The 16,128-nt window shown below is 73.9% G+C and carries 17 protein-coding genes; 11 read left to right on the top strand and 6 right to left on the bottom strand.

Annotated elements, in window-relative coordinates; genetic code table 11:
* Positions 1-308: 308 nt before the first annotated feature.
* The 3 genes from D1J60_RS21980 (at position 309) to D1J60_RS21970 (ending at position 1,630) form a co-directional block, all read left to right on the top strand.
* Positions 309-830, top strand: a complete 522-nt coding sequence (locus D1J60_RS21980; protein WP_125822237.1) for a MarR family transcriptional regulator — start codon at positions 309-311, stop codon at positions 828-830.
* 111 nt (positions 831-941) lie between these two features.
* Complete coding sequence (locus D1J60_RS21975) at positions 942-1,382, top strand: RNA polymerase (RefSeq protein ID WP_125822236.1); 441 nt, start codon at positions 942-944, stop codon at positions 1,380-1,382.
* Positions 1,379-1,630 (top strand): hypothetical protein, encoded by a 252-nt coding sequence (locus tag D1J60_RS21970; RefSeq protein WP_125822235.1) that lies wholly within the window; start codon positions 1,379-1,381, stop codon positions 1,628-1,630. Before D1J60_RS21975 ends, D1J60_RS21970 begins: the two co-directional genes overlap by 4 nt.
* A gap of 25 nt (positions 1,631-1,655) precedes the next feature.
* Here D1J60_RS21970 and D1J60_RS21965 read toward each other — a convergent pair whose 3' ends face one another.
* The gene (locus D1J60_RS21965; RefSeq protein WP_125602808.1) at positions 1,656-2,813 is read right to left on the bottom strand and encodes a cystathionine gamma-synthase; all 1,158 of its coding nucleotides are present in this window, start codon (positions 2,811-2,813) and stop codon (positions 1,656-1,658) included.
* 150 nt (positions 2,814-2,963) lie between these two features.
* On the opposite strand from D1J60_RS21965, the gene D1J60_RS21960 reads away from it, so the two are divergent.
* From D1J60_RS21960 to D1J60_RS21935, 6 genes are all read left to right on the top strand, one after another.
* Positions 2,964-4,070, top strand: a complete 1,107-nt coding sequence (locus tag D1J60_RS21960; RefSeq protein ID WP_125822234.1) for a hypothetical protein — start codon at positions 2,964-2,966, stop codon at positions 4,068-4,070.
* A 172-nt stretch (positions 4,071-4,242) separates the two neighbouring features.
* A complete protein-coding gene (locus D1J60_RS21955) occupies positions 4,243-5,841 on the top strand; it encodes a M48 family metallopeptidase (protein WP_125602810.1) in 1,599 nt (532 codons plus the stop codon).
* Positions 5,838-6,980, top strand: a complete 1,143-nt coding sequence (locus D1J60_RS21950) for a hypothetical protein (protein ID WP_125822233.1) — start codon at positions 5,838-5,840, stop codon at positions 6,978-6,980. Before D1J60_RS21955 ends, D1J60_RS21950 begins: the two co-directional genes overlap by 4 nt.
* Positions 6,981-7,065: 85 nt before the next feature.
* A complete protein-coding gene (gene msrA / locus D1J60_RS21945; protein WP_125605540.1) occupies positions 7,066-7,728 on the top strand; it encodes a peptide-methionine (S)-S-oxide reductase MsrA in 663 nt (220 codons plus the stop codon).
* A gap of 60 nt (positions 7,729-7,788) precedes the next feature.
* Positions 7,789-8,553, top strand: coding sequence for an SDR family oxidoreductase (locus D1J60_RS21940; RefSeq protein WP_125822232.1), 765 nt, complete (start codon positions 7,789-7,791; stop codon positions 8,551-8,553).
* Positions 8,554-8,565: 12 nt separating this feature from the next.
* Positions 8,566-8,943: a MerR family transcriptional regulator gene (locus tag D1J60_RS21935; protein ID WP_125822231.1), complete on the top strand. Its 378-nt coding sequence runs from the start codon at positions 8,566-8,568 to the stop codon at positions 8,941-8,943.
* Here the strand turns inward: D1J60_RS21935 and D1J60_RS21930 are convergent.
* Positions 8,910-9,956 carry an NAD(P)-dependent alcohol dehydrogenase gene (locus D1J60_RS21930; protein WP_125822230.1) on the bottom strand — a complete coding sequence of 349 codons (1,047 nt, stop codon included), beginning with the start codon at positions 9,954-9,956 and terminating at the stop codon, positions 8,910-8,912. The two genes, D1J60_RS21935 and D1J60_RS21930, sit on opposite strands and share 34 nt — an antisense overlap.
* Positions 9,957-10,164: 208 nt before the next feature.
* On the opposite strand from D1J60_RS21930, the gene D1J60_RS21925 reads away from it, so the two are divergent.
* On the top strand, positions 10,165-11,058 hold the full coding sequence (locus D1J60_RS21925) for a helix-turn-helix transcriptional regulator (RefSeq protein WP_125822229.1): 894 nt from the start codon (positions 10,165-10,167) through the stop codon (positions 11,056-11,058).
* Positions 11,059-11,071: 13 nt separating this feature from the next.
* Here D1J60_RS21925 and D1J60_RS21920 read toward each other — a convergent pair whose 3' ends face one another.
* The 3 genes from D1J60_RS21920 to D1J60_RS21910 form a co-directional block, all read right to left on the bottom strand.
* Positions 11,072-12,043, bottom strand: coding sequence for a GNAT family N-acetyltransferase (locus D1J60_RS21920; protein ID WP_125822228.1), 972 nt, complete (start codon positions 12,041-12,043; stop codon positions 11,072-11,074).
* Positions 12,044-12,186: 143 nt separating this feature from the next.
* Positions 12,187-13,431, bottom strand: a complete 1,245-nt coding sequence (locus D1J60_RS21915; protein WP_125822227.1) for an Ig-like domain-containing protein — start codon at positions 13,429-13,431, stop codon at positions 12,187-12,189.
* A gap of 159 nt (positions 13,432-13,590) precedes the next feature.
* On the bottom strand, positions 13,591-13,932 hold the full coding sequence (locus D1J60_RS21910) for a hypothetical protein (RefSeq protein ID WP_241253357.1): 342 nt from the start codon (positions 13,930-13,932) through the stop codon (positions 13,591-13,593).
* Between the two features lie 107 nt (positions 13,933-14,039).
* On the opposite strand from D1J60_RS21910, the gene D1J60_RS21905 reads away from it, so the two are divergent.
* On the top strand, positions 14,040-14,414 hold the full coding sequence (locus D1J60_RS21905; protein ID WP_125822226.1) for an LPXTG cell wall anchor domain-containing protein: 375 nt from the start codon (positions 14,040-14,042) through the stop codon (positions 14,412-14,414).
* Positions 14,415-14,472: 58 nt separating this feature from the next.
* Here D1J60_RS21905 and hutH read toward each other — a convergent pair whose 3' ends face one another.
* Positions 14,473-16,014: a histidine ammonia-lyase gene (gene hutH / locus D1J60_RS21900; protein ID WP_125599248.1), complete on the bottom strand. Its 1,542-nt coding sequence runs from the start codon at positions 16,012-16,014 to the stop codon at positions 14,473-14,475.
* Positions 16,015-16,128: the final 114 nt, after the last annotated feature.

The following is a 16,128-nucleotide window of genomic DNA, read 5'->3' as shown; positions in this document are numbered from 1 at the left end:
CCAGTCTCGCAGCCCGCGCGGCCCCCGGCTCAGGGACGGACGGGGGCCCGGCAGGGCGCCGGGCGTAAACCGGGGCGGCGTGCGCGGGCCGGGGCGGCGGCGGTGCGCGGGTGTCCCCGGGGCCGCGAAGGGGCTTGCGAGGGAAGCACGAGGGGCACACAAGCGGCGAAATCTCGCCATGCGGGACACTCCCCCGGCGCTCTCCGTTTCCGGCCGTATCAGTTGTCAAACGCGGCGTACGAGCCGCCGCACGGCCGCGTACTCTGTCCCCCATCCCTGTCGGCCCCATGCGAAGAGAGCCCACGGCCATGCCCTCGATCCCGGCCAGTTCCGACCTGCCCACGGCGGCCGAAGCGCCCGCCGGAGCCGGACTCCTCGACGCGCTCCAGCACCAGGTGGCCGTCTTCGCCCGCCGGGCCGAGCAGACCCGCCTGGGCGGCGTCGGCCAGGCCCGCAACTCGATGGACCGGGCCGCCTACCTGCTGCTGAACCGGCTCGACCTGGAAGGCCCGATGGGGGTGAAGGCCCTCGCGGGCGGGATGGGCATCGACTCGTCCACCGTGACCCGCCAGGTCGCCCCGCTCGTCGACAGCGGCCTGGTCAAGCGGACCTCGCACCCCGAGGACGGCCGGGCCGTGGTGCTCGCGCTGTCCCCGCGCGGGCTGGCCCGCCTGGAGGAGGTCCGCTCCTCGCGGCGGGAGCTGATGGCCCGGGTGACGGAGGGCTGGGCGGAGGAGGAGCGCGAGGTGTTCACCGCGCTGCTGACCCGTTTCAACGGCTCCCTGTCGGAGCTGATGTCCGCCGCCTCCGAGGGCGGCCCGGCCTCCTGACCCGGCGGGGCCCCGGCCCGGCGGACCCGACGCGCCTGGTCCTGCCGCCCCCGACGCGCCGGATCCGGCCGTGTCCGACCCCTTGACCGGGGTGGTGGCACCGGCCCCACCATGTGTGCTGTGGACCGGCGTTCGGGGCGGGATGCGGAGTTCGAGGCCTTCGTCGCGGGCGCGGCGGGGCGGCTGCTGCACGTCGCCGCGCTGCTGACGGCCGAGCCCCCGGACGCGGCGCCCGCCGCCCGGCGGATCCTCGCCGGCGCGCTGGCCCGTACGTACGCCCACTGGGCGCGGCTGCGCGACGACGACCCGTACGACCACACCCGCGCCGAGCTGTGCGCCGTGTACGCCCGTACCGCCCGTCGGCTCCCCACGGGCGTGGGGGTCCTGGCGCCGCTGGGACCGCTGGAGCGGCTGGTGCTGGTGATGCGGATCTACGAGGGCGTCGCCGAGGAGGTCACGGCCGCGCAGCTGGGGCTTCCCCCGGAGCGGGTGGAGGCCGTCTGCAACCGGGCGGTGGCGATCCTGCGCGACGCGGCGGCGGAGGCGGCATGAGCCCCCTGGACCGCAAGGAGACGCAGGTCAGGCAGCTGCTGGAGGGTCCGCACCCGGCGGTCCCGGCCGGTCTGGCCGCGGCGGCCCGCACGCACGGCAGACGGCTGCTGCGCCGCCGGCGCGCCCTGCGCCGGTTCGGGTGGGCTCTGCTGTGGGCGGCGGCGGTGGCCTTCACGGTGTGGGCGGCGCTGACCCGGCCCTGGTTGGTCCCGCCCAGCGACGTGTCGCCGCCCCTGCAGGGCTGGTAGCCCCGCGGGGACGGCGGTCGGGGTCTCAGCCGAGGGCCCGGACGAGGTCCGCGACGAGGTCGTCGGCGTTCTCGATGCCGACGGAGACGCGGATCAGGTCCGCGGGGACCTCAAGGGCCGAGCCGGCCACCGAGGCGTGGGTCATCCGGCCCGGGTGCTCGATGAGGGACTCGACGCCGCCGAGGGACTCGGCCAGCGTGAAGATCTTCGTGCGGCCGCAGACCGCCACGGCCTCCTCCTCGCCGCCGGCGACCTGGAAGGAGACCATGCCGCCGAAGTTGCGCATCTGCTTGGCGGCGATCTCGTGGCCCGGGTGCTCGGGCAGGCCCGGGTAGAGGACCTTGGTGACCTTCGGGTGGCGCACCAGCGCCTCCACGACCTTCGCCGCGTTCTCGGCGTGCCGGTCCATGCGCACGGCCAGCGTCTTGATGCCGCGCAGCACGACCCAGGAGTCGAAGGGCCCGGCGACCGCGCCCATCGCGTTCTGGTGGTAGGCCAGCTCCTCGCCGAGGGCCTCGTCGGCCGTGACCAGGGCGCCGCCGACGACGTCGGAGTGGCCGCCCATGTACTTGGTCAGCGAGTGCACGACCACGTCGGCGCCGAGCGCCAGCGGCTGCTGGAGGTAGGGGGAGGCGAAGGTGTTGTCGACGACCAGCTTCGCGCCGGCCTCGCGCGCGATCTGGGCGGTCATCGCGATGTCGGTGATGCCCAGCAGCGGGTTCGAGGGGGTCTCGACCCAGATGACCTTGGTCTTCGGGGTGATGGCCGCGCGCACCGAGTCCGCGTCGGAGGTGTCGGCCACCGACCACTCCACGCCCCAGCGGGAGACGACCTTCGCGAAGAGGCGGAACGTGCCGCCGTAGGCGTCGTTGGGGATGACCACGTGGTCGCCCGGGGAGAGCAGCGTACGCAGCAGGCAGTCCTCGGCGGCGAGGCCGGACGCGAAGGCGAGGCCGCGCCGGCCGCCCTCCAGCGCCGCGAGGTTCTCCTCCAGCGCGGTACGGGTCGGGTTGGCGCTGCGGCTGTACTCGTAGCCGCCGCGCAGTCCGCCCACGCCGTCCTGCTTGTACGTGGACACCTGGTAGATGGGCGGTACGACCGCGCCGGTCTGCGGGTCCGCCGTGTTGCCCGCGTGGATCGCGCGGGTCTCGAAGCTCTGGTGCTCGTGGCTGTCGTCGCTCATGAGGCGATGCTATGCCCCGTCCGCCCCACGGTCCTCTCCTGGCCTCACCTGGCGCCGACCGGGCGCCGGCCGGGCGCTGACCTGGCTCCGACCGGGCGCTGACCTGCACCCGCTCGCCATTCCGCCGCCCGGTCTGGTTCGCTTGGCGGTATGCAGATTATCTGGGTCCTGATGGGGCTGGCCCTGGCCACCGCCGTGTTCTTCTCGTTCCGACGGGCCAGGGGCGGCGGCCTGACCCTGGTCGCACCGGGAAGCCCCGACGCCGCCGACCCCGCGGACTACGGGTTCGCCCGCGAGGAGGACCTGGACATCCGGGTGCCCGGACCCGACCCCGACCTGATGGACGCTCTGGAGAACATCCAGCGCACCGGTCACTGGCGGGCCGCCTCCGCCCTCCTCGCCGGCACCCCGAAGGACGGCGAGCGGCGCTGGCAGCGCGTGCAGGCCTTCGGCGGCGCGGCGGCACTGGACCTGGCGCGGCGGCCCGGCGAGGGCGCCCAGTGGCTGAAGGCCTGGCGGCTGGAGGCGGAGAAGGACGCGGGCGGCGCGCAGGTCCACGCGGAGCTGCTGGTGCAGCAGGCGTGGCGGTCTTCGGGCGGGGTGGGCGCCCAGGACCACCGGATCATCCTGGAGGAGGCCCGCGAGGCCTGCCGCAAGGCCTCGCTGCTGGCGCCCGGCGACCCGGTCCCCGTCATCACGGAACTCGCCGTCGCGCGGGGGCTGGGGTACTCGGAGGCGGAGTTCGACGCCCTGTGGGCCCGGGTGATCGACGTGGCGCCGGCGCACATGGGCGCGCACCTGGCCGCGCTGCACTACTGGTGCGAGAAGTGGCACGGCTCCCGGGACAAGGCCGACGCGTTCGCGCAGACGGCCGCGGCCCGCGCCCCGCAGGGCTCGCTGCTCGCGGCGCTGCCGCTGTTCTCGGTGTACGAGAACATGCCCGACACGGTCCTGGTGAGCGACTTCGGGAAGACCGCGGTCGTCTCGCGGGCCCTGGAGGGCGCCCTGTACGCGGTGCACCAGGCGCGGCAGGACGACCCGATGCTGGCGCACGTACGGCACCTGCTGCTGTGGTTCCTGGTGGGCGCGGGCCGCTGGGCGGAGGCCATGGAACAGGTCCGGCACGTCGACGGCTACGTCGGCGCCCTCCCCTGGTCGGCCACGGACGAGCCGGCGGCCGCGTACGCGGTGGCCAGGGCGATGGCGGTGGCCGGCTACGAGGCCAACGGCGGCTCCCCGGCGACGCTGCCGCACTGACCTCGACGGCGGGGGCGGCGGGGGCGGCGGGCGCACGTCCCCGAGCGCCCCTCCGCCGCGGATACCGGTACCCCCGCTCCCGGCACGTCGGCGCCGGGCCATAAGGTGCGCGTAAACATTGCACCATGTGCGCGTCAAAAACCGCACCATCCCGTGGGGGGACCCCAACCATATGGGCGCTTCGCTGCGCGCTCTGCGCGCCCTCGTCCTGCTCGCAGGCTTCTACCTGCTCAGCGTCGTCCTGCTCGCCCTCCTCGGGCTCGCCGACTGGGCCGCCTTCTCCTGGCTCCACGGCGCGGTCGCCGGCAAGATCGTCATCGGCACGGTGGTCCTCGCCATCCCGATCGTCCGCGGCATGTTCATGCTCCGCACCCCCAAGGCCGACCCCATACCCGGCGTCCGCGTCACCGAGGCCGGGGAACCCGTCCTGTGGCGGGCCGTACGCGAGACGGCCGACCAGGTCGGCACCCGCGCCCCCGACGAGATCGTGCTGATCGACGAGGTCAACGCGGCCGTCTCCGAGGACTCCCGGCTGCTCGGCCTGCTGCCCGGCACCCGCCGCCTCTACCTCGGCCTGCCCCTGATGACGGGCCTGGACGAGATGCAGCTGCGCGCCGTCCTCGCCCACGAGATGGGCCACTACGCCAACCTCGACACCCGCCTCACCCCGCTCATCGCCCGCGGCCGCGCGCAGCTCGTGCGCACCATCCGGCACTTCCACGACCGCGCGGACAACACCGAGGCCAAGGAGCGCGCCAAGCAGGAGAAGCGCGCCGAGAAGCGGATCGCCAAGGGCAAGAAGGCCAAGGAGATCGACACCGACGGCGCGGGCTTCTCGTACCGCGCGATGGCGGCGGTCTACACCGGGTACGCCCACTTCTACATGCGCGCCACCCTCTCCTCCTCCCGCCGCCAGGAACTGGCCGCCGACCTCGCCTCCGTCCGCATCGCCGGCCGCGACTCCGCCGCCTCCGCGCTGCGCCAGCTGAACGCCCTCGACTCGGCGCACGGCTTCTACATGAGCTCGTACGCCACCCTCGGCGTCGGCGCCGGCCTGCTGCCGGTCCCCGGCCAGGTCTTCGGCGGACTGGGCCGGCTGCTCGACGCCCGCCCCGGCGAGCTGGAGAAGCTGCGCCAGGACCTGTCCACCGAGCCCGCCTCCCCGTACGACTCCCACCCCGCGCTCGCCGAGCGCGTGGCCCGCATCGAGGCCCTGCCCGACGACGGCCGGGCCGGCCAGGCGGTCCGCCCGGCGCTGGAGCTGCTCGCCTCCCCGCAGGAGGCGCTGGCCGCGCTGGAGCAGGTCGTCCTCACCCCGGAGGCGCTCGCGCTGACCCGCGTGGACTGGGACGAGCTCGTCCACCGGTCGATGACCACCTACGCCGGCCGGGGCGCGGAAGAGGTCCGCGAGGCCCTCACCGCCGAGGGCGCCGGCCCGGGCCTCGCCGAGGCGCTGGACGCGATCGACGCCGACCCGGCGGTGCGCTGGCGGCTCGCCGAGCGCTTCCCGAAGTCCGAGGAGGCGGCGGCCGCGACCGGCCGCACCGCCCGCGAGTTCGCCCGGCCGGTCGTGCGGCGGGCCCTCGCCCAGCTGGTCACCGTCGAGCTGCTGGCGCGCGGCGCCGCCCGCTGGGAGCTGTCCTGGTCGGAGTCGGCCGCCCTGTCCTACCCCGTTCCCGGATTCGAGGACGAGCTCGGCCCCGCGCTGGACGCGGCCGTCGCCGACCTGCCCGACACCGAACTCCTGCGGAAGCTGGTGCTCGCGCCGTGACCCTCGTACTCGTCTTCGCCGGCGTCCTGCTGCTGGCCGTCGCCTGCTGGGTCCTGCGCGGGGTGTACCTCATCCGCAAGGCCAAGCGCCTGGAGGCCGAGATCGGCACCCTCAACGCCGCGACGGAAGCCGTCGAGGCCGACGAGGAAGCCCGCAAGGCCGCCGCCGTCGTCGCGCTCGGCTTCGTCGCCGAGGCCGACCTCGACACCGAGAACCCGGCGCCGGTCCCGGCCGGGCGGACCGCCGTCCTGGAGGCCGTCCGCTCCGGCGACTGGGAGGCGGCCGCCGCGTACGTCGAGGCCGCCGGGCAGGACTGGCAGGAGCGGCTGGAGCGGGTGCGCCCGCTGGCCGAGGTGGCCGCCGAGGACGACGCGTGGCTGCTGGCCTGGCGCGCGGCCCGGCCGCAGGACGCCACGGCGGCCCTCGTCCACGCCGACACCAGCGTGATGGTCGCCTGGAACGTACGCGGCAGCCAGTCCGGCAGCCGCACCACCCAGGAGCAGTTCCGCCTCTTCCACCAGCTGCTGACCAAGGCCCAGGCCGACGCGCACGAGGCGCAGCGGCTCGCCGGCCCCGCCGACCCCTGCCCGTACGTCGTCGAGCAGGCCGTCGGCATGGGCCTGGGCTACTCGCACGAGCGCTACCGGGAGCTGTGGGCGCGGATCACCGAGCGCGCCCCGCGGCTGCTGTGGGCGCACGTCGCGGGCCTGCAGTACTGGTGCGCGAAGTGGCGCGGCTCGCACGAGCTGGCCATGGCCTTCGCCCGCGAGTCGGCGGCCGCCGGGAAGCCGGGCGACCTGCTGACCCTGCTCCCCCTGATGGCGTACTTCGAGCAGGAGACGCACGAGGAGGACCTGCTGCCGGAGACGTACTACAAGGAGCCGGAGGTCGTCGCCGCGGCCGACGCGGCACTCGCGGACCTGGCCGCCGCCGGCAACGAGCACCCCGGTACCCCGCGGATGCGGCACATGCTGGCCTACCTGCTGTTCTGGCAGGACCGGGACGCGGAGGCGGTCGAGCAGTTCCGCCACGTGGACGGGCACATCGGCGCCGTGCCGTGGACGTACGCCGGGGAGCCGAAGCGGCGCTACCTGTACGCCCGGGACTGGGCGGTGAACGTGACCACGCCGGACGCGTGACCGGCGGCGGCCGCCGAGGGGGGGCGGGCGGGGAGGGAATCCCCGCCCGCCCCCGGCCGTTGTCCCTCCCACAAGGAGGGAATCCATGTTCTCGTACCGCCGCACGCCCGAGCTCCCCACCCGCGAGGAGGCCCTGAAGGGCCGCGCCGAAGCGCCGTTCGCGCTGCCCGAGCGCCACACCGTCCTCGGCAACCCCCTGTCCGGCCCCTACCCGGAGGGCCTGGAGGTCGCCGACTTCGGCCTGGGCTGCTTCTGGGGCGCCGAGCGCAAGTTCTGGCAGACCCCCGGAGTGTGGACCACCCTGGCCGGCTACCAGGGCGGCTTCACCGAGAACCCGCTGTACGAGGAGGTGTGCTCCGGCCAGACCGGCCACACCGAGGTCGTCCGCGTGGTCTTCGACCCCGCGCAGGTGTCCTACGAGACCCTGCTCAAGCTCTTCTGGGAGTCCCACGACCCCACCCAGGGCTTCCGCCAGGGCAACGACGTCGGCACCCAGTACCGCTCGGCCGTCTACACCCACTCCCCCGCCCACCAGGCGGCCGCCGAGGCCTCTCGCGACGCCTACCAGCGCGTCCTGACGTCCGCGGGCCACGGCACCATCACCACCGCCGTCCTCCCGGCGTCGGACCGCCCCTTCTGGCCGGCGGAGCCGTACCACCAGCAGTACCTCGACAAGAACCCCGGCGGCTACTGCGGCATCGGCGGCACGGGCGTCTCCTGCCCCATCGGCGTGGCCCCGGCGGAATAGGGGCACCGGCCCGGCCCCGGCTTGACCTTGTCACTGGCGGCAGGGTTGTTGGCTCGGGGCATGGAGAAGAACAGCGGGAGCAGGCAGCAGCGGGTCGTCCTCGTCACCGGTGGGGGGACCGGGATCGGGCGGGCCACGGCCCGGGCCTTCGCGGACGCCGGGGAGCGGGTCGTGATCGTCGGGCGGCGGGGCGGGGTGCTCGACGCGGCCGCCGAGGGGTTCCCCGGCATCCGGCCCCTCGTCGCCGACGTGAGCGCCCCCGGCGGGCCCGAGCTGATCGTGGAGCGGGTCCTCGCCGAGCACGGCCGGCTCGACGTGCTGGTGAACAACGCCGGGATCGTGCGCGCCGGCGCCCTCGGCGGGGTGAGCGGCGACGGCATCGCCGCGCAGCTGGCGACCAACCTCGTCGCCCCGGTGCTGCTCACCCAGGCCGCCCTGCCGGCGCTGGAAGCCGCCGGGGCGGGGGTCGTCGTCAACGTCAGCACCGCCGTCGGGCAGCGGGGCTGGCCCGGCGTCTCCGTCTACGCCGCCACCAAGGCCGCCCTCGACACCCTCACCCGCAGCTGGGCCGTGGAGCTCGCCCCGCGCGGCGTCCGGGTCGTCGGCGTCGCGCCCGGCGCGGTGGACACACCGATCGGCGAGCACCAGGGGCTCAGCCCCGAGCGGGCAGCCCAGGTGCGGGCGTGGCAGCTGGCGCGCACCCCGATGGGGCGGGTCGGGCGGCCGGAGGAGGTCGCCTGGGCGGTGTGCCGGCTCGCCGACCCGGCCGCCTCGTTCCTGACCGGGGCCGTGGTCCCCGTGGACGGCGGCGCGGCGGTGGCCTGAGAGCATGGCCGCATGCTGATCGGGGAACTCGCCTGCGCCACCGGGACGACGGCCCGCGCCCTGCGCCACTACGAGCAGGCGGGGCTGATCTCCTCCGAGCGGGCGCCGAACGGCTACCGGGTCTACGAGGAGCGGGCCGTCGTACGGGTCCGCAACATCCGGGTGCTGCTGGAGGCGGGGCTCACCCTGGAGGACGTACGGGTGTTCGCGCCGTGCCTGGACGGGGACGTGGCCGCCGGGCCGCCGTCGGCCGGGGGGCTGGCGGTGGCCCGGGAGCGGCTGGCCGTCCTGGAGGCCCGGATCGCCGCGCAGACGGCGGCCCGGGAGCGGCTGCGGGAGGCGTTGGAGCGGGCGGGTCAGATCGTCGAGGCGTCGATGACGAAGCGGTAGCGGACGTCGCTCGACAGGACGCGCTCGTAGGCGTCGTTGACGTCCTCGGCGCGGATCACCTCGATGTCCGCGCCCAGGCCGTGCTCCGCGCAGAAGTCCAGCATCTCCTGCGTCTCGGCGATGCCGCCGATCATCGACCCGGCGAGGGTCTTGTTGCCGCCGATGACGGAGAACAGGTTCAGCTCCACCGGCTCCTCCGGGGCGCCCACGTTCACGAGCGCCCCGCCGACCCGCAGCAGGGACAGGTACCGGTCCAGGCCCAGCGGCGCGGACACGGTGGAGACGATCAGGTCGAAGCGGCCCTTGAGCTCCTCGAAGGTGGCCTCGTCGCTCGTCGCGTAGTAGTGGGAGGCGCCCAGCCGCAGGCCGTCGTCCTTCTTGCGCAGCGACTGCGACAGGACGGTCACCTCCGCGCCGAGCGCGGCGGCGATCTTCACGCCGACGTGGCCCAGCCCGCCGAGGCCGACGACCGCGACCTTCTTGCCCGGGCCCGCCTGCCAGTGCTTCAGCGGCGCGTACAGGGTGATGCCGGCGCACAGCAGCGGCGCGGCGACGTCGAGGGACAGGCCGTCGGGGATGCGGACGGCGTACTTCTCGTCGACGACGAGGTGCGTGGAGTAACCGCCGTACGTGGGATCGCCGTTGCGGTCGAGGGCGTTGTACGTGCCGGTCATCCCCTGGACGCAGTGCTGCTCCTGCCCGGCCAGGCAGTACTCGCACTCGCGGCAGGAGTCGACCATGCAGCCGACGCCGATCCGGTCGCCGACCGCGAACCTCGTGACGCCGGGGCCGGTCTCGGCGACGACACCGGCGATCTCGTGGCCGGGGACCATCGGGAAGATCCCCTCGCCCCAGCCGTCGCGGGCCTGGTGGATGTCGGAGTGGCAGATGCCGGCGTACTTGATCTCGATCAGTACGTCGTGCTCGCCGACCGGACGGCGCGGGACCGTGATGCGCTCCAGCGGGGCCTTGGGGGCGGGGGCGGCGTAGGCGGCGGCCTGGGTGACGGACATGGGGTGCTCTCCTCGGACGAGGACGCCTGGGGGGCCGTACCGCGGGGTGCTGCGGGCGGGCCGAGGCGTCCGTTCTGCGACGTCCCCCACGATGCCCCTCCCGGCGCGGCCCACCCAGCCCCCTGCCGAACCTAGGACTGGCGGACCTACCCCTGACGGGGTCAGGCTGAGCCCCGCGCCGGGCGCGCGTCCCGGGGATACTTGCGGTATGGACCAGCTTGATCAGCGCGCCGAACTCGGGGACTTCCTGCGCAGCTGCCGCGCCCGGCTGCGGCCCGCGGACGTGGGCCTGCCCGACCACGGGCGGCGCCGCAGGGTCCCGGGCCTGCGCCGCGAGGAGCTGGCCCAGCTGGCCGGGGTCTCGGTGGCCTACTACACGCGCCTGGAGCAGGGGCACGGGCAGAACGTGTCGGCGGAGGTGCTGGACGCCATCGCGCGGGCCCTGCGCCTGAGCGGCACCGAGTCGGCGCACCTGAACCACCTGGCGAGCCCGCGCACCCGGCGCTCGGGCGGGCGCACCGCCCGCCCCCAGCAGGTCCGCCCGGCGCTGCGCACGCTGCTGGCGGCGATGGAGGGCGTACCGGCCTACCTGGTCGGGCGGCGCCAGGACGTGATCGGCTGGAACCCGCTGGCCGCGGCCGTCTTCGGGGACTTCGGGGCGCTGCCGCCGGCGGAGCGGAACCTGGTGCGGCTGGTGTTCCTGGACCCGGCGACGGCCGAGCTGTACGCGGACTGGGAGTGCCGGGCCTGCGAGGTGGTCAGCAACCTGCGCCTGTACGCGGGCCAGCACCCGGACGACGAGCGGCTGTCGGCGCTGGTCGGGGAGCTGTCCGTGAAGAACGAGGAGTTCCGGCGGCTGTGGGCGGCGCACACGGTGGCCGACAAGACGCACGGGGTGAAGCGGCTGCGGCACCCGATCGTGGGTGAGCTGGAGCTGGTCTTCGAGACGCTGACGCTGCCCGACGACCCGGCGCAGTGCCTGGTGACCTACCACGCCGAGCCGGGCTCGCCCTCGGCGGACGCCCTGCGCCTGCTGTCGTCCTGGACGGCGCCGCCGGTGGCCCCGCCGTCACCGCAGCGAGCCGCCGGGGAACCCGCGTAGGGAAGCGGAGGGGTCAGAGCTTGAGCTGGAAGAGGCCCGCACCGCGTTCGCGCCGGTAGCCGAGGGACTCGTTCACCGCGAGCATGGGGGCGTTCTCGTCGGCCACGGTGGTGCCGATCCAGCACAGTCCCGGGAGGTGCCGGGCGGCGTACGCCTCCATGCGCAGCTTCACCGCGCGGCCCAGGCCGTGGCCCCGGTGGGCGGGCACGACGACGGTGTCGTACTGGAGGGCGCGCGGGCCCGCCGGATCCGGCAGCACCAGCACGGTGTACGCGGCCACCTCCCCGGCGGGGGTGACCGCCGCGGCCATCGCGATCTCGCCGCCCCGGTCCAGGACCAGTCGCTGCGCGCGGTGCACCCGTTCGACGGTCCAGGGCTGGAAGGTCTCCTCGCTGTCCCCGCTCGGGGCGTCCTCCATCGCCCCGTGGGCGACGGCGACGGCCGGGGCCCACGCGTCGGGCACCAGGCCGGGCCAGACGTGGAAGGCGTAGCCGGGGGTGGCGGGGAGGGGCGGCGGGCCGTCGGCGCCGAGGTCCCGTACGTACCAGCCCATGGGGAGCACGTTCTCGAAGCCGAGGGACTCCGCGAAGGCCTGGCCGGGGCCGCCGAGGTCGGTGACGGTGGCGACGGAGGTGCGGCCCTGGTCGAGGAGCTCACGGCGGACCCGCTGCCACAGGGCCGTGCCCACCGCGCGCCGGCGCGCGTCGGGCCGTACGGTCAGCTCGTCGAGGAACGCGGTGTGGGTGTTGCCGTCCTCGGTGAACAGGAGCAGGGCGGCCTGCCCCGTGCCGTCCTCGGCCGTCCAGTGCCGCATCCGGCCGCGCGAGGGCGGGACGCGCAGCCGTCCGACGGCCTCCGTCCGCGAGGGGGCGGGTACGGCGGGCAGTGCGGCGGCGTCGGCGGCGTGGGCGGCGACCTGGACGGCCCACCAGGCGTCGGCCTCGGCGTCGGTCGGGGGCACGGACAGAGAGTTGATCTTCGTCATGGCAGGACTGTAGGGGCCCCGTCGGCCGAACGGGCCGTTCGCGGGGGTGGGTTCGCGGGTGTCCCCTTCAACGCCGGAAGGCGGGGCGCCCTTTCGGGTGCCCCGCCTTCCGTCCGTACCGCTGCCGTACCGCCGGCGTGGCGTCAGGCCGACGGGCCGGCCTTCCACTCGGCCCACGACATGTTCCAGCCGTTGAGGCCGTTGTCCGGCTTGATGGTCTTGTCCGGGGAGTTCACCACGGTGACGACGTCGCCGATGAGCGAGTTGTCGAAGAACCAGGCGCCGGGCTGGTTCGGGTCGTTGGCGCCCTGGGCGTCGTTCAGGCCGACACAGCCGTGGCTGGTGTTGACCTTGCCGAAGATCGAGTCGGCACCCCAGTAGTTGCCGTGGATGAAGGTGCCGGACGTGGACAGCCGCATCGCGTGCGGGACGTCCTTGATGTCGTACTCGCCCTTGCCCTCGCTGTTCTTGAAGCCCACGGTCGAACCGTCCATGCGGGTCTCCTTGAACTTCTCGGAGATCACCATCTGGCCGTTGTACGTGGGGTTCTCGGGAGAACCGGCGGAGATCGGGATGGTCTTGAGGACCTGTCCGTCACGGGTGACCGTCATCGTCTTGGCCTTCACGTCGACGGTGGAGACCTGGCTCCGGCCGATCTTGAAGGTGACGGTCTTGTTCTGCGCGCCGACGATGCCGGGCGCGCCCTGGACGCCCTGGAGGGCGAGCTTCAGGGTGACGGTGGAGTTCGCCTGCCAGTACTGCTCCGGGCGGAAGTCCAGGCGCTGGTTGCCGAACCAGTGGCCGACGACCTCCTGGCCGCTGCTGGAGGTGACGCTGATGGCCGCCTGGACGGCCTTCTGGTCCTTGATCGGCTTGTTGAAGGTGATCGAGACCGGCATGCCCACGCCGACCGTCTCGCCCTCCTCCGGCACGAAGGAGCCGACGAAGCTGTTCTCCGGGGAGAGGGTGGTGAAGGAGGCGTTCTCGTGGGCCTCGCGGCCGGCCTCGTCCTTCGCGGTCGCCGCGAGGGCGTACTTGGTGGAGCGCTTCAGCGCGGCGTCCGGCTTCCAGCTCTTGCCGTCGGCGGCGATCTTGCCCGCGACGGCCGTGCCGTCCGAGCTCTTCAGCTCGACCTTGGTCAGGGTGCCGTCGCTGACCGCGACGTTGGTGCCGTCGTTCAGCGGGACGTTGGTGGAGCCGTCCTTGGGCGTGATGGCTATTCGGGCCTTGGAGGCGTCCTTGGCCGCCGCCGCGTCGACCTCCGCCTGGGACTTGCCCGCGTCCGAGCTGCCCTGGGACTTGTCGCCGCCCCCGTCATTGCAGGCCGAGAGCATCAGTACCCCACCGAGCACGGCGGACACGGCCACCAGGGACCTTCTCCGCCGCATGCTGTACGTCCTCACACGTCACTCCATCGTTGCCGTGAAACCCCGGGCTGCGATCCCGGGACCGGGCCGGGCAGGGGGCGGCGCCCCCTGCCCGTCCTGACAACGCGTTAACGACGCGGTTCGGTTCCACATTCCGTTCGAATGTGTGCAACCCCACGGTCAGGCGTTGTCGGCCCCTTCTTCGAAACCACCATCTTCCTCGTCGAGGTCCCACTCCAGGGACTCGGGGTCGTATTCGACCGGCTCGCTGCTCCAGGAGGCCTGCGCCAGCTCGACTCCGGTCAGCTCCGCGACCAGGTCGGTGGGGTCGACGAGGTAGGCCAGGGCCTCCGATTCGTCCTCCCTCACCGCCGACTCCGCGTGCGCGCGCTCCTCGTCCGGCATGAACTCGTCGGCCTTGATGTGCGCGAGCGCGGCGCCGATGAGGGCGTCGGAGTCCGACACCTCCAGCACCAAATCCACCCGAAGCCGTACGTATCGTGATTCATCAGAAGGGTTCATACGACGGAGAGTAAGCCCGCGACAGCCTCGACTTTCCCGCGACCCGCCCCTTTCACTAGCATCTGCGCACACGGCCAATTCGCTGCTTCCGCAAGGGGGATCGCACCGTGTCCGCACGTCGACCTCTGCTCACCGCCCTCGGGGCGACCACCCTCCTCGCCGCCCTCTGGTTCGTCCCGTCGGCGAACGCCACCGCCCCCGGCCTGTCGGGCACCTCCGGCGCGCCCGCCGCCGCCAACACCGGAACCGTCTCGGACACCGCCGCGGACGACGCCGACGACGGCGACGGCGACGACACCTCCGGCACCGGTACGGGGACCATCGCCGGCGCCACCGACGAGCGGCCGGCCGGCATCACCGTCCTGTCGCTCGCCGACACCGGCAGCATCGACACCACCCCCTACGTGCTGGGCGGCACCCTCTGCCTCGGCCTCGGCGCGGGCTTCGTGGCCTTCTCCGTACGCCGCTCCCGCAGCCTCTAGGACGGCGGAAGGGCCGCACCCCCGAGGGGTGCGGCCCTTCTCCTGTTCGCGCCCCGGATCAGGCGAGGGGACCGGTCACCGGCTCCACGGCCGCGACGAGCCCGCCCGCGCGCACGAAGGCGTCGGCGGCGGCCAGGTCCGGCGCGAGGAAGCGGTCCGGCCCGGGACCCTCCACGCCCGCCGCCCGCGTCGCGGCGATCGCGGCCTGGCTGGCCGGCGCCGGGGTGAGCCCGTGCCGCAGCTCGATGGCCCGGGTGGCCGCGTACAGCTCGATGGCGATGATCCGCGTCAGGTTGTCGACCGCGGTACGCAGCTTGCGCGCCGCCGACCAGCCCATCGAGACGTGGTCCTCCTGCATGGCGGAGGACGGGATCGAGTCGGCCGAGGCCGGTACGGCGAGCCGCTTCATCTCGCTGACCAGCGCGGCCTGCGTGTACTGGGCGATCATCAGACCGGAGTCGACACCGGCGTCGTCCGCGAGGAACGGCGGCAGGCCGTGGCTGCGGTTCTTGTCCAGCAGGCGGTCGGTACGCCGCTCGGCGATGGAGCCGAGGTCGGCGGCGGCGATGGCCAGGAAGTCCAGCACGTACGCCACGGGCGCGCCGTGGAAGTTGCCGTTGGACTCCACCCGGCCGTCGGGCAGCACGACCGGGTTGTCGACGGCCGCGGCCAGCTCGCGCGAGGCGACGAGCGAGGCGTGCGCCATGGTGTCACGGCCCGCGCCGGCGACCTGCGGGGCGCAGCGCACCGAGTACGCGTCCTGCACGCGCGGCGCGGACTCCTCCTGGAAGTGCCCGGTGAGCCCGGACCCCTTGAGCACGGCGGCCATGTTGGCGGCGGAGGCGCCCTGCCCGGGGTGCGGGCGGATGGCGTGCAGCTCGGGCGCCAGCACCTTCTCGGTGCCGAGCAGCGCCTCCAGCGTCAGCGCGGCCGTGATGTCGGCGGACTTGTACAGCGTGTCGAGGTCGGCGAGGGCCATCACCAGCATGCCGAGCATGCCGTCGGTGCCGTTGAGGAGGGCGAGGCCCTCCTTCTCCCGGAGCTCGACGGGCTCGATGCCGTGCTCGGCGAGCAGCTCGCCGGCGGGCCGGACGGTGCCGTCGGGGCCCTCGGCGTCGCCCTCGCCCATGAGCGCGAGGGCGCAGTGGGAGAGCGGCGCGAGGTCGCCGGAGCAGCCGAGGGAACCGTACTCGTGCACGACGGGGGTGATCCCGGCGTTGAGCAGGTCGGCCATGGTCTGCGCGACCGAGGGCCGCACGCCGGTGTGCCCGGAGGCCACCGTCTTCAGACGCAGGAACATCAGGGCGCGCACGACCTCCCGCTCGACGCGCGGACCCATGCCGGCGGCGTGCGAACGGACGATGTTGCGCTGGAGCTGCGCGCGCAGCTCGGGGCTGATGTGCCGGGAGGCGAGTGCCCCGAAGCCGGTGGAGACCCCGTAGACGGGCTCGGGCTTGGCGGCGAGCGCGTCGACGATCTCACGAGCACGGCCGAGCGCTTCCAGCGCCTCGGCGGACAGCTCGATCCGCGCGTTGCCGCGGGCGACGGCGATGACGTCCTCGGCGGTGGTCCCGGACGTCCCCACCACGACAGTGTGCATATCCATATTCAGCACCCTACGGACTGAATCCCTTCATGTCACTAGCCCCGTACGTCACGATCAGGACCGTCGACGAACCCTTACGGCACGCGGACCCCGACCGGTGCCGGCCGG

It is taken from the genome of Streptomyces sp. W1SF4, from assembly GCF_003950035.1.
Classification (GTDB): Bacteria; Actinomycetota; Actinomycetes; order Streptomycetales; family Streptomycetaceae; genus Streptomyces; species Streptomyces racemochromogenes.
Note: the sequence above shows the minus strand (reverse complement) of the source record. Positions and strands in the feature narration are given on the sequence as shown.

What these genes read in the sequence shown, in the direction of transcription:
- msrA (WP_125605540.1), top strand. Translation starts at nt 7,066, where the DNA reads ATGTTCTCGTACCGCCGCACGCCCGAGCTCCCCACCCGCGAGGAGGCC.
- D1J60_RS21925 (WP_125822229.1), top strand. Translation starts at nt 10,165, where the DNA reads ATGGACCAGCTTGATCAGCGCGCCGAACTCGGGGACTTCCTGCGCAGC.
- D1J60_RS21970 (WP_125822235.1), top strand. Translation starts at nt 1,379, where the DNA reads ATGAGCCCCCTGGACCGCAAGGAGACGCAGGTCAGGCAGCTGCTGGAG.
- D1J60_RS21915 (WP_125822227.1), bottom strand. Translation starts at nt 13,431, where the DNA reads ATGCGGCGGAGAAGGTCCCTGGTGGCCGTGTCCGCCGTGCTCGGTGGG.
- D1J60_RS21980 (WP_125822237.1), top strand. Translation starts at nt 309, where the DNA reads ATGCCCTCGATCCCGGCCAGTTCCGACCTGCCCACGGCGGCCGAAGCG.
- D1J60_RS21940 (WP_125822232.1), top strand. Translation starts at nt 7,789, where the DNA reads ATGGAGAAGAACAGCGGGAGCAGGCAGCAGCGGGTCGTCCTCGTCACC.
- hutH (WP_125599248.1), bottom strand. Translation starts at nt 16,014, where the DNA reads ATGCACACTGTCGTGGTGGGGACGTCCGGGACCACCGCCGAGGACGTC.
- D1J60_RS21975 (WP_125822236.1), top strand. Translation starts at nt 942, where the DNA reads ATGTGTGCTGTGGACCGGCGTTCGGGGCGGGATGCGGAGTTCGAGGCC.
- D1J60_RS21910 (WP_241253357.1), bottom strand. Translation starts at nt 13,932, where the DNA reads ATGAACCCTTCTGATGAATCACGATACGTACGGCTTCGGGTGGATTTG.
- D1J60_RS21955 (WP_125602810.1), top strand. Translation starts at nt 4,243, where the DNA reads ATGGGCGCTTCGCTGCGCGCTCTGCGCGCCCTCGTCCTGCTCGCAGGC.
- D1J60_RS21930 (WP_125822230.1), bottom strand. Translation starts at nt 9,956, where the DNA reads ATGTCCGTCACCCAGGCCGCCGCCTACGCCGCCCCCGCCCCCAAGGCC.
- D1J60_RS21960 (WP_125822234.1), top strand. Translation starts at nt 2,964, where the DNA reads ATGCAGATTATCTGGGTCCTGATGGGGCTGGCCCTGGCCACCGCCGTG.
- D1J60_RS21935 (WP_125822231.1), top strand. Translation starts at nt 8,566, where the DNA reads ATGCTGATCGGGGAACTCGCCTGCGCCACCGGGACGACGGCCCGCGCC.
- D1J60_RS21920 (WP_125822228.1), bottom strand. Translation starts at nt 12,043, where the DNA reads ATGACGAAGATCAACTCTCTGTCCGTGCCCCCGACCGACGCCGAGGCC.
- D1J60_RS21965 (WP_125602808.1), bottom strand. Translation starts at nt 2,813, where the DNA reads ATGAGCGACGACAGCCACGAGCACCAGAGCTTCGAGACCCGCGCGATC.